8 protein-coding genes and 3 pseudogenes are annotated in these 11,654 nt (G+C 39.3%); 2 read left to right on the forward strand and 9 right to left on the reverse strand.

Going from position 1 to position 11,654, the window contains the following annotated elements:
* Nucleotides 1–1,920: pseudogene (locus BHE89_RS00400) on the forward strand (TonB-dependent siderophore receptor); the annotation flags it as partial.
* A 77-nt stretch (nucleotides 1,921–1,997) separates the two neighbouring features.
* Here BHE89_RS00400 and dinB read toward each other — a convergent pair.
* Nucleotides 1,998–3,054, reverse strand: a pseudogene (gene dinB / locus BHE89_RS00405) (DNA polymerase IV).
* Nucleotides 3,055–3,287: 233 nt separating this feature from the next.
* Between dinB and BHE89_RS00410 the strand changes: the two are divergent.
* Nucleotides 3,288–4,160: a glycerophosphodiester phosphodiesterase family protein gene (locus tag BHE89_RS00410; protein ID WP_069367080.1), complete on the forward strand. Its 873-nt coding sequence runs from the start codon at nucleotides 3,288–3,290 to the stop codon at nucleotides 4,158–4,160.
* 86 nt (nucleotides 4,161–4,246) lie between these two features.
* Here BHE89_RS00410 and nqrM read toward each other — a convergent pair whose 3' ends face one another.
* From nqrM to BHE89_RS00450, 8 genes and pseudogenes are all read right to left on the reverse strand, one after another.
* Nucleotides 4,247–4,474, reverse strand: coding sequence for a (Na+)-NQR maturation NqrM (gene nqrM / locus BHE89_RS00415; RefSeq protein WP_023580998.1), 228 nt, complete (start codon nucleotides 4,472–4,474; stop codon nucleotides 4,247–4,249).
* A 19-nt stretch (nucleotides 4,475–4,493) separates the two neighbouring features.
* Nucleotides 4,494–5,516, reverse strand: coding sequence for an FAD:protein FMN transferase (locus BHE89_RS00420; RefSeq protein WP_069367079.1), 1,023 nt, complete (start codon nucleotides 5,514–5,516; stop codon nucleotides 4,494–4,496).
* A gap of 80 nt (nucleotides 5,517–5,596) precedes the next feature.
* Nucleotides 5,597–6,824: pseudogene (gene nqrF, locus BHE89_RS00425) on the reverse strand (NADH:ubiquinone reductase (Na(+)-transporting) subunit F).
* Nucleotides 6,825–6,840: 16 nt separating this feature from the next.
* The gene (gene nqrE, locus BHE89_RS00430; protein ID WP_006534792.1) at nucleotides 6,841–7,437 is read right to left on the reverse strand and encodes an NADH:ubiquinone reductase (Na(+)-transporting) subunit E; all 597 of its coding nucleotides are present in this window, start codon (nucleotides 7,435–7,437) and stop codon (nucleotides 6,841–6,843) included.
* 5 nt (nucleotides 7,438–7,442) lie between these two features.
* Nucleotides 7,443–8,072, reverse strand: a complete 630-nt coding sequence (locus BHE89_RS00435) for an NADH:ubiquinone reductase (Na(+)-transporting) subunit D (RefSeq protein ID WP_069367077.1) — start codon at nucleotides 8,070–8,072, stop codon at nucleotides 7,443–7,445.
* Nucleotides 8,065–8,850 carry a Na(+)-translocating NADH-quinone reductase subunit C gene (locus tag BHE89_RS00440; protein WP_069367076.1) on the reverse strand — a complete coding sequence of 262 codons (786 nt, stop codon included), beginning with the start codon at nucleotides 8,848–8,850 and terminating at the stop codon, nucleotides 8,065–8,067. Before BHE89_RS00440 ends, BHE89_RS00435 begins: the two co-directional genes overlap by 8 nt.
* Nucleotides 8,843–10,081 (reverse strand): NADH:ubiquinone reductase (Na(+)-transporting) subunit B, encoded by a 1,239-nt coding sequence (locus tag BHE89_RS00445; protein ID WP_069367075.1) that lies wholly within the window; start codon nucleotides 10,079–10,081, stop codon nucleotides 8,843–8,845. Before BHE89_RS00445 ends, BHE89_RS00440 begins: the two co-directional genes overlap by 8 nt.
* A gap of 3 nt (nucleotides 10,082–10,084) precedes the next feature.
* Nucleotides 10,085–11,425: a Na(+)-translocating NADH-quinone reductase subunit A gene (locus BHE89_RS00450; protein ID WP_069367074.1), complete on the reverse strand. Its 1,341-nt coding sequence runs from the start codon at nucleotides 11,423–11,425 to the stop codon at nucleotides 10,085–10,087.
* Nucleotides 11,426–11,654: the final 229 nt, after the last annotated feature.

Below are 11,654 nucleotides of genomic sequence, written 5' to 3' on the forward strand. Positions count from 1 at the left end.
GACGCCCAAGATGTCAGTTCTGTTTCTCAGGCGTTACGTTATACACCTGGAGTTTTCACAGAATATCGTGGAAGTTCTAATCGTAATGATGAAGTTTTTTATTCGTGGGTACAGTTATGCGCCACGTTTTTCTTGACGGTCTAAGCTATGGAATGGGAGCTTCATCATCAACGGGCGCAATTGATCCATGGTTATTAGAACGCGTTGAAGTTGTTAGAGGGCCTGCGTCAGTTCTTTATGGCCAAGTAAACCCTGGCGGTCTTGTTGCAATGACAAGTAAAAGACCAACGGCATCCCCTATTCGCCACATTCAAGTACGAGCTGGCAATGATAAATTAGCAGAAACCGCTTTTGATTTTTCAGGCGCATTAAGTGATGACAATCGTGTACTTTATCGTCTAAACGGCATTGCAAAAACACAACACACACAAATAAAAAAACTATAAAGAAGAACGTTTTGCACTTGCTCCTGCGATTACTTTCTTACCTAATGAGCAAACTCGCTTAACACTATTAAGCTTTATTCAACAAGAGCCTGAAGCGGGATACCGTAACTTCTTACCCGCCTATGGTACAGTTAAAAGCACGCCTGCTGGTACTATTCCCTTTAATTTTGATGTCAACAATCCTGATTACCATAAATCATGGCGTCAACAATATGGTATAGGTTATGAATTTGAACACGAATTTAGTGATTCACTAAAAATTGTACAAAATGCTCGATATAGTCATATTAATCAAAAATATAAATACCTTGTATTTGGATCTCTAAGAAAAGATAACCCTTATGTCCTTGAACGCCGTGCGCAACAAGAGCAGAGAGAAACTGATACTTTAGGGATTGATACTCGTTTACAAGCAGACTTTACTACTGCAAAACTTAATCATACTTTGATTGCTGGTATTGATTATCAGTGGAGTAAAGATCAAGATAATTTACTCCGTGCAATGGGGCCTGAGTACGATCTTGATTGGCGTGATCCTAACTATCACTATCCAATTGATATGAGCTTACAAAAACCTGCGACTGATCAGCGACAAAAACGTGATCAAATTGGGTTGTATCTACAAGATCAGATCCAATGGAAAAATTGGATCTTGCTTGCAGGCTTACGCCAAGATTGGGCTCAAGTTCGAACCCATGATTTCTTAGCTAAAAGCGATGATCAACAAGATGATCATAAATTAACCGGTCGCGCAGGGCTTTTATATTCTTTTGATAATGGTATTTCTCCTTATATTAGTTATAGCACCTCGTTTGAACCTAATTTACAAACTCGCCGAGCCCCAGGAAGTGCCCCTTTTGAGCCTAGCGAAGGCCGTCAATTAGAAGTGGGCGTTAAATACCTCACACCAAATGAACAAACATTAGCAACACTCTCTGTTTATCAATTACAACAACGTAATGTCACCAACTATAATGCTGAAAAAGCATATTTTGAGCCAGTGGGTGAAATTAGAAGTCGTGGTATTGAAGCCCAAATTAATAGCCAATTAACTGAAAATATTTCCTTTATCAGCAGTTATGCTTATACCCATACAGAAGTAAGAAAAACCATTATTGCGGGAACACAAGGAAAAGAACTCCCTAGAGTTCCTAAGCATATGACATCATTTTGGGGTCAATATAATGAAACATCAGGGCTATTTAATGGGGCTAAAGCTGGTGTTGGTGTGAGATATGTGGGTGTATCTCAAGGCGATACCAAAAATACGGTCAGTGTACCCGCGGTTACTCTTTACGATGCGATGATTGGTTATTCATTAGGTGAGCTATCCCCCTCTTTGAAGGGAGCAGAAATTCAGCTTAATATGAATAATATTGCGAATAAACACTATGTGGCATCTTGTGCTGGTGATACGGCATGTTTTTATGGGATAGGCAGAACAATGACCGCAACAATGAATTATCGCTGGTAATACTATATAGGTTCACTACATAGATTAACGGTGTTAACCATAGCCTCTCTATTGAGCGGCTATGGTTTTTTTAATTGTTATAGTGCTAAAAGAAGCTGTCGTTCTATTTGTGGATCTTGCAAGGTGACATGAAATCCGATTAATCGTACACCTCGACCATTTCGGCGCTCATGCCATGCTTGGTAAGCAATATTGATTAAATCGGCTTTTTCCAAAATAGGATGAGTATGCTCTTGGGTCGTTAATTGAAAATCATCAAATTTTAGTTTAACGCCTTGTCTTGCTATCCTTAAATCGGGTTTCACTTTTGTAAGACGCCTTTCTAATTCGCTATATAACCCATCAAGTAATGCCAAGCAATCATCCCAAGAATTAATATCTGAGGCAAAAGTACGTTCCACTCCGACTGATTTTCTCAGCCTATCAGGGTTTATTTCACGCTCATCGATACCATGGCTGCGTTCCCATAAATTTTGACCGAATTTCCCAAGCACTTTGACTAAAGAAATGACATCAGTACGGCGAATATCAGCACAAGTTTCTAACCCCATTTCTTGCAAACGAGCAAATGTCACCTTACCTACACCGGGTATTTTATTAAGCGGCAATTTTAAAATAAAATCATCGACTTGCTCGGGTGTAATAACAAATTGCCCGTTGGGTTTATTAATATCAGAGGCGATTTTTGCGAGAAATTTAATCGGTGCTATGCCCGCAGATGCAGTAAGATCTAACTCATCAAAAATTTGTTGACGAATTTCTTGCGCTATCAACGTTGCAGATCCGTGACAATGCTTACTGTTAGATACATCAAGATAAGCTTCATCGAGTGAAAGCGGTTCAATAAGGTGAGTATAACGAGAAAAAATTTGGCGGATCTTTGCTGATGTCTCTTTATAAAGCGCCATTCTGCCAGATAAAACTTTTAAGTGAGGGCATAACTTCAACGCGGTTGCTGTTGACATCGCACTACGGACACCAAAACGACGAGCAGGATAATTCGCCGTGCAGATCACACCTCGGCTAGAAGCATTACCACCAACCGCAATAGGGATCTCTTTTAGTGCTGGATTATCTCGCATTTCAATCGCAGCATAAAAAACAATCCATATCAACATGAATAATTTTACGCATACAATCACCTCTTTTTTATCACTGTTTAAATATACAGTAAATAAATATTAACTACAATTTTTATTCCTTCTAACCTCCCTCCATTGAGGTGTATTTCTCATAAAAATCTGAATTAGTCTCTTTATTTATAGAATCGTCACAAAGTGATGATAGATTGTTTTGGCTTGTTGATTAATTACATTAATTTTAAATATTGTTTTGTAACTATATATAAAACAAGGAAATAATTTTTCATGATCAAATTATTCATCGCTATTTCTCTCTTTTTTTATTCTGTAATTCTTATGGCATCTCCTAAAATTATCGCACACCGTGGTGGCACAACTGATGCCCCTGAAAACACTGAAATTGCTATAAAAACAGCCCTCTCTAATCAAGCTGATGCAATTTGGATCACGATCCAATTATCAAAAGACAAAATCCCTGTTCTTTATCGCCCTAGCGATTTAAAAAGCTTAACAAATGGGCAAGGTAGTATTTCTGACTTTACTGCACAGCAACTGAAACAATGGGATGCGGGCTATAAATTTGGTGAAGCACAACAATTTCCTTATCGAAATAAAGGTGTCACCATTCCGACATTGGATGAAATTTTAGCGCAATTTCCCACAACACAATTTTATCTTGATTTAAAATCACCAGATGCGGATCCTGCAATCCAAAGTGAAGCATTAACCACCGTGCTTCGTAAGCATAATGCATTGGATAGAACTCGCGTCTATTCTACAAATACCGCATTTCTTGATGCCTTACCGACAAATGTACAACGTTTTGAAAGTCGTGATATTACTCGTGATATTTTAGCCAATATCACCATGAGCCATGTTTGCCTACTACCTGAAAATTTAGATATGACTCGTTGGTATGGACTTGAACTTCACCGCAAAGTAGAAGTTGTCGAGAAATACACACTAGGTGAAGCACGCTCAGCCTCTGTTTTAAGTTGGGATAAAGATGCTATGTCTTGTTTTCGTGCTGGTGGTAATGCTCATATTATCCTTTTTGGGATCAATACAGAGAAAGATTACATTCAAGCCACAGAATTAGGTGCTGATGCGGTTATGGTCGATTCGCCAGCAAAAATGAAAGCATTTAGAAAAGAATAACCCCTCGTTTTTAGCTTTGTTTTTAAAAGAAATAAAAAAGAGTGATGTAAACATATACACCACTCTTTTTTTATTTTATATCTTATTTAAAGAATTCTATTTTTATTAAGCAATTCTTCTCTTGCTGCATCTTTTGCCATACGTTTTTTGCGTGCATCACAAGGTTCTGGACAATCGCACTCTTTTTCTATGCCCATAGCACCTAAACCGCCACAGCTACCTTGAAGGCTTTTACGTTTGACAATATAGCCTAATGCCATACCAAAGAAGGCAATCAAGAATAAGATGAAGGCAAATAGAAATATTTTTAACATAACCTTCCCTCCTTAAATTCTACTTTTTCAAGAATGGGGCGAATGCTTTACTATAACGCTCTTCAAACCCATTTTCAGTTTTCACTATCATAAAGACAGGAATATTTAGCTCGTTTGCTACAGCTAACCCTTTTTCAGGCCCTAAAACATTCAATCCTGTTGAAAGACCATCAGCACTCATACAAGTTGGCACAATCACAGTGATAGAAACAAGATTATGTTTAATAGGATGACCTGTGGTTGGGTCAATAGTATGAGAAAAACGGACGCCATTTTCTTCAAAATAGTTACGATAATCACCCGAAGTGGCTATTGAGTTGTCACCCGGCTCAATAATTAACTGAACACTCTGTTTTGTGCCGTCATTTGCCGGTTTTTCAATCGCTATACGCCAAAGCTTGTCATTACCATTCACGCCTTGAGTTCTTACTTCACCACCAATATCAACCATATAGTTAGTGATATTCTGTGAAATTAAATATTCAGCCACCGCATCAACACCATAGCCTTTAGCAATCGAAGAGAGATCGACATAAAGTTCAGGGATCTTTTTAATTAATGTATTACCTTCAACCGCAAGGTAATCAATTCCAATCCACTCTTTACGTTTTTCTAATTCATCTTCAGAAGGTTGGTGCGTAAATCGACCTTCTGGACCAAATCCCCATAAATTTACTAAAGGCCCCACGGTCACATCTAAAGCACCATTGGTTATTTTATTAATACGAATAGCTTCACTTACGACTTTGGCTGTCGCGGGTGAAACAGGAAATGGGGTATTAATTTCACGGCTTTGATTAAAACGACTGAGTTCAGAATGAGGACGATATGTTGACATTTGATCGTTCACTTCTTCAAGAATACGATCAATCTCTGTTTGTAAGACGTTTTGGGGAGGTGAATTACTGTCTGGAACATATTTTATCGAGTAATAAGTTCCCATGGTTTCACCTTCTAATACCTGCTGTTTTTCACCGCATGCAGATAATAGAACTAATGCAGACAGCATCACTATCCAATTTACCATCTTTCTTTTTAACATAACTCTCTCTTCTGATCATGAGCGCCCACATAAGTGGGCGCTTGTCATTTTATTCATTTATGCTTTATCGGAAGTTAGGATCAACCACCAAAGTCATCCAGCATAATGTTTTCATCTTCAACGCCTAAATCTTTGAGCATTTTAATCACTGCGGCATTCATCACTGGTGGCCCACACATGTAGAATTCACAATCTTCTGGTGCTGGATGATTTTTAAGGTAATTTTCAAACAACACATTGTGAATAAATCCGGTATAGCCAGTCCAATTATCTTCAGGCAATGCATCTGAAAGCGCGACATTCCATGTGAAGTTTTCGTTTTCTTTTGCAAGCATATCGAAATCTTCAGTGTAAAACATTTCACGAACAGAACGCGCACCATACCAGAAGCTGATTTTACGTTTAGTATGTAAACGCTTTAATTGGTCGAAAATATGTGAACGCATTGGCGCCATACCTGCACCACCACCAATAAAGATCATCTCAGCATCGGTTTCCTTAGCAAAGAATTCACCAAATGGCCCTGAAATTGTCACCTTATCACCTGGTTTTAATGACCAAATATACGATGACATAATTCCTGGTGGCACATCAGGATTGCGTGGTGGCGGTGTTGCAATACGCACGTTTAACATGATGATGCCATGTTCTTCAGGATAGTTCGCCATTGAATAAGCGCGTACTGTGGTTTCTTTAACGTCAGAAACATAACGGAATAAATTAAATTTATCCCAATCTTCACGATACTCTTCTGGTACATCAAAATCTTCATAACGTACTGTATGAGGAGGACATTCGATTTGAATAAATCCACCTGCGCGGAAAGGTACAACTTCACCTTCAGGAATTTTTAACACTAATTCTTTAATAAAAGTGGCTTTATTATCATTTGAGATAACTTCACATTCCCACTTTTTAACACCAAAAATTTCTTCTGGTAATTCTAATTTCAGATTGTTTTTTACGTTTACCTGACACGCTAAACGACAACCTTCTTTAGCTTCACGTTTGTTAATATGTGAAAGTTCTGTCGGTAAAATATCGCCACCACCTTCCAACACTTTAACGCGACACTGACCACAAGAGCCACCGCCACCACAAGCTGATGAAATAAAAATACCTTCGTTTGATAATACGTTAAGTAATTTATCTCCTGCTGGTGCATTAAAACTTTTTTTCTGGGTCTCCATTGACCTCAACTGAAATATCCCCTGTATTGACCAGTTTTGATTTTGCAAACAAAATCAACGCTGTTAATACCAATACAATCAGGGTAAACATCACGACACCTAGAATAATTATATCCATGAGTTCTTCTCACCCTTTATAGCTGAACACCAGAGAAGGACATGAAACCTAATGCCATCAACCCTGTGGTGACAAAAGTAACGCCTAACCCTTTCATACCTGCCGGTACATCCGCGTACTTCATTTTCTCACGGATAGAAGCCAGTAATACGATGGCTAACATCCAACCAATTCCAGATCCGAAACCATAAACAATAGATTCACTAAAGTTATAGTCACGTTGTGCCATAAATGACACACCACCGAAAATAGCGCAGTTAACGGTAATAAGTGGCAAGAAGATCCCTAGAGCGTTATACAGCGCAGGGAAATAACGATCTAAAATCATTTCTAGGATTTGTACCAGTGCCGCTATCACACCAATGAAAGTAATAAAATTTAAGAAACTTAAATCAACACCTTCCATCAAGGCATTATCACGTAACACATAGTTGTAAACCAAGTTATTCAACGGTACAGAAAGACCGAGAACAACGGTAACAGCGATACCTAATCCAAAAGCTGTTTTTACATTTTTAGAGACAGCGAGGAATGTACACATCCCTAAGAAAAATGCGAGCGCCATATTCTCAATAAAAACAGCACGAACAAACAGGCTTATATAATGTTCCATGGCGATTAGTCCTCTTCAACCTGTGCAGGTTTTAATGTACGTAATCCCCAAATTAGCAAGCCAATAATAAAGAATGCACTTGGTGCTAACAGGAATAAACCGTTTGGCTGATACCAGCCACCATTTTGGACAGACTCCATCACGGTAATGCCGAATAATTTACCAGAACCAAAAAGTTCACGTAAAAAACCAACAAGGATCAAGATAACGCCGTATCCTAAACCGTTACCAATACCATCCATAAAACTCTCAATAGGCGGTGATTTCATCGCATAAGCTTCAGCACGCCCCATGACAATACAGTTAGTAATGATAAGACCAACGAAAACAGAAAGTTGCTTAGAAATTTCATACGCATAAGCTTGCAGTATTTGGTCAACAACGATAACTAATGAAGCAATAATCGCCATTTGAACAATAATACGAACGCTACTTGGTATGTAATTACGAATTAATGAAATAAAGAAGTTTGAGAATGCAGTAACCAGAGTTACCGCAATTGTCATCACTAATGCGGTTTCGAGTTTTGTTGTTACCGCCAATGCAGAACACACACCTAATACCTGTAAGGCAATCGGGTTATTATCTAACAATGGCCCAAGTAAAACGCGTTTAATTTCTTTTGTATCAGCCATTGATCTCTCCTTCACGAACTTTTTTCAGGAATGGGCCGAAACCTTTTTCGCCTAACCAAAAATCGAACATATGCTGGATACCATTTGAGGTCAATGTTGCTCCAGAAAGCCCATCAATACCATAAGGACTGTCAGATGCACCACTACGCACAATTTTAATTGCAGGAATACCTTCTTCCGTCAGTAAACGCTTACCTTTCCATTGTGCTTTCCATTGTGGGTTATCAACTTCACCCCCTAAGCCCGGTGTTTCGCCATGTGAATAATAAGTAATTCCTTTCGCTGTTACCCCGTCAATATCTACAGCGACGAAAGCGTACATGACAGACCATAAACCTGAACCATATACAGGTAGCACGACTTCTGTTGTTTTACCTTGCTCATCGAGAACGAAGTAAACTTCAGCGGTATTAGCACGGCGACGAATTTTAGCAATATCTTCAGCGGGTGATAATGCAATAGATGTTTCATCACTACGTAATTCAGCATTTAAATCAAAATTGCCTTTACTGTCAGTCAGTTCACCTGTCTGGAAATTCACAATTTTTGCTTTAATACGAGTGTCATACACTTTCAGTACATCTGTCGCACTCATTTTAGGTACGAGCAGACCCGCAACATCAAGAATATTTCGTTGTTTATCAAGAAGTTTTTGTTCTTCTTGTTTAGATTTCAGTCCAACAGCGGCTCCTGCGACGACCACAGAACACACAAGACATAGAATAAATACAACGAGGAACGTTCTTGCGACGCTATCTTTGTTTTTCTCTTTAGCCACGAGCTTTTCTCCGCTTAATATTCGCCTGAACAACCACGTAATCGAACAGTGGTGCAAATAAATTTGCGAATAAGATTGCCAGCATCATACCTTCTGGGTAAGCAGGATTGACGACACGAATAAGCACAGCCATTACGCCAATCAAAATACCGTAAGCCCATTTACCTTTATCGGTAAACGATGCGGATACTGGATCTGTTGCCATAAACATCATACCAAAAGCAAAACCACCTAATACTAAGTGCCAGTGCCAAGGCATTGAGAAGAGAGGATTGGTATCTGAACCGATAAAATTAAACAGGTATGACATTGCAATCATGCCCACCATTACCCCAGCAACAATACGCCAAGAAGCAATACGAGCAAAAAGAATGACAGCACCGCCGATTAAAATCATCAGTGTTGAAACTTCACCTATCGACCCAGGAATATATCCAAGGAATGCATCCATCCAAGAGATCGGTTGTTGAGTAGCGGTATTTAATAACGCACTTTCACCCGATACAGACCATTGTGATAATGGTGTCGCACCAGAGAAACCATCAGCCGCAGTCCACACCAGATCACCTGAAATTTGAGCTGGATAAGCAAAGAATAGGAATGCACGACCTGCTAATGCTGGGTTTAAGAAGTTGCGCCCTGTACCACCAAAGATTTCTTTCGCGATAACAACACCAAATGTAATACCTAATGCAGCCTGCCAAAGTGGTAATGTTGGCGGTACGATCAAGGCAAATAAAATGGATGTAACAAAGAAACCTTCGTTAATTTCATGGCCACGAATAAAGGCAAAAAGAACTTCCCAAAATCCACCAACTGCAAAAACAACAAAATAAATAGGTAAAAAGTAAGTTGCACCAAGTAGCATCTTACTTGCCCATCCAGCATCTGTTGTTAATGATGCACCGAGAAATTCAGCAAGGCGATAGTGCCAATCTGAAGCAATAATTTGCTGTAACTCAGCACCACTATATAACTGATTAAGGGCAGGGATTGCTTGATGACCAACGTTATACATTCCCCAAAACATTGCTGGGAAAACGGCTAACCAAACTAAGATCATCATGCGTTTTAGGTCAATGGTGTCACGAACATGCCCACCATTACGCGTAACAGTACCTGGCGTATAAAATACCGTGGTAACTGCTTCATAAAGCACGTACCATTTTGCTAATTTGCCACCGGGCTCAAAATGGTGCTCTACTTTTTCAAATAAATTTTTCAAACCCATGAGTTACCCTTCCTGCTCAATTTTGGTCAATACTTGGCGCAGTGCTGGGCCATACTCATATTTGCTTGGGCAAACATAAGTACATAATCCCAAATCTTCTTCATCCAATTCCAAACAACCTAATGCTTGAGAACTATCCGTATCACCGACAACTAAATCACGTAATAAATGCGTTGCCATAATGTCTAACGGCATCACACGTTCATAGTTACCAATAGGTACCATTGAACGTTCACCGCCATTCATTGTGGTTGTAAAGGCAAAGCGTTTATTTTTTAAGAAGTGACCGATAGTTGTACGAGTGATAGAAAATTTATCGCTACCCGGCATACCCCAACCAAATAACTCTTTATCACGACCTTCACGTAATACAGAAACTTGGTTATGGAAACGACCTAAATAGTGATGCACCTCATCAGATTTCCATCCCCATAATACAGAGCCAGAAATAATGCGGTTTTCACCATCCACTAATTGATCTTTAGTTAACTCATAGAGATCAGCCCCTAAACGAGTACGCACTAAACGAGGTGCTTTTACTTGAGGGCCAGCTAATGCAACAACACGTTCGGTATATAAAGAACCTGTTGTAAACAAATAACCAATAGCAATGACATCTTGGTAATTTAAATGCCAAACCGTTTTCTTAGCACTTACGGGTTCTAAGAAATGGATATGCGTACCGACTAACCCAGCTGGATGTGGGCCTGAAAATTGGTTATAGCTAATTTGTCCATCATTTAATTTTGTCGGTGATTTTTCACCATGACAAACATAAACTTTACCTTCGGTTAAACGAGTTAAAACAACAAGGCCATCATTAAATGCCTTCTCATTTTGCTCAATAATAACCATAGGATCCGCTGCAAGTGGGTTTGTATCCATTGCAGAGACAAAAATAGCGACAGGTGTTGTGCCTAAATGCGGGGTACGGCTATAAGGACGAGTCCTTAATGCAGTCCACATCCCCGAATTAACAAGGTTAGTTTCAACTTGCTCGCGGGTCAGGCCTGAAAGCATTGAGCTATCATAACGGTTAAAAGTGATTTCTTCGTCGCCATCAATGTCGATAACGATAGATTGGAACACACGGCGTTCACCGCGGTTAATTGCAACGACTTTACCACAAGCTGGGCTGGTGAAAACAACACCGGCATTCTTTTTATCTTCAAAAAGAATTTGCCCTTTTTTTACATGCTCACCTTCCGAAACCATCATAGAAGGACGCATACCGACATATTCTTCACCTAGCAATGCTACGTGTCGAATCGCGGGTCCGTCTTCTATCACTTGGGCAGGCGCTCCTGCAATTGGGAGGTCGAGTCCTTTTTTAATTTTAATCATAAGATTTGCACAAGTTTATCAGTTAAACCCTAAGCTACAAATTCACCCCGAAAATGTAGCGACTCTGTAATAAAAACATCTTAAGGTGTTTTTAAACCCTAAGTTATTTATCTCCGATAATTGTTACTATTTTCTCTTATTCTGCCGAAACTGAATTTTATCATCTCAGCCTAAACCTGTCTGACTATTCGAGTGATTTAGCTCAAGCAAATGGGAATATTATTTTGAC

Source organism: Shigella sp. FC1967 (assembly GCF_001743005.1).
Classification (GTDB): domain Bacteria; phylum Pseudomonadota; class Gammaproteobacteria; order Enterobacterales; family Enterobacteriaceae; genus Proteus.

Coding starts and splice junctions, on each gene's coding strand:
- BHE89_RS00410 (WP_069367080.1), top strand. CDS start 3,288: ATGATCAAATTATTCATCGCTATTTCTCTCTTTTTTTATTCTGTAATT.
- nqrM (WP_023580998.1), bottom strand. CDS start 4,474: ATGTTAAAAATATTTCTATTTGCCTTCATCTTATTCTTGATTGCCTTC.
- BHE89_RS00420 (WP_069367079.1), bottom strand. CDS start 5,516: ATGTTAAAAAGAAAGATGGTAAATTGGATAGTGATGCTGTCTGCATTA.
- nqrE (WP_006534792.1), bottom strand. CDS start 7,437: ATGGAACATTATATAAGCCTGTTTGTTCGTGCTGTTTTTATTGAGAAT.
- BHE89_RS00435 (WP_069367077.1), bottom strand. CDS start 8,072: ATGGCTGATACAAAAGAAATTAAACGCGTTTTACTTGGGCCATTGTTA.
- BHE89_RS00445 (WP_069367075.1), bottom strand. CDS start 10,081: ATGGGTTTGAAAAATTTATTTGAAAAAGTAGAGCACCATTTTGAGCCC.
- BHE89_RS00450 (WP_069367074.1), bottom strand. CDS start 11,425: ATGATTAAAATTAAAAAAGGACTCGACCTCCCAATTGCAGGAGCGCCT.